The 287-nt window shown below is 69.0% G+C and carries 1 protein-coding gene; it reads right to left on the bottom strand.

Going from position 1 to position 287, the window contains the following annotated elements; genetic code table 11:
- On the bottom strand, positions 1–287 hold a 287-nt coding region (locus AAH979_RS43255; protein ID WP_346263916.1), incomplete at both ends, for a polyketide synthase dehydratase domain-containing protein.

The following is a 287-nucleotide window of genomic DNA, read 5'->3' on the forward strand; positions in this document are numbered from 1 at the left end:
TGGTTGCCATTCGATGGTGTGGGGGGTGGTGTTGGGGTGGGTGGGTAGGGGGCGGAGTTGGAGGTGGTTGATGGTGGCCAGGGGGGTGCCGTCGGTGTGGTGGAGGGTGATGGTGGCGGTGTCGGGGGTGGGTTGGGTGAGGGTGACTCGGGCGTGGGTCGCGCCGGTGGTGTGGATGGTGATACCGGTCCAGGTGAACGGGACCTGGGGTGGCCGGCCGGTGGTGGGGGTTTGGAGGAGGAGGGGGTGCAGGGCGGCGTCGAGCAGAGCGGGATGGATGACGTGAC

The sequence above is a fragment of the Plantactinospora sp. ZYX-F-223 genome (assembly GCF_039649625.1).
Classification (GTDB): domain Bacteria; phylum Actinomycetota; class Actinomycetes; order Mycobacteriales; family Micromonosporaceae; genus Plantactinospora.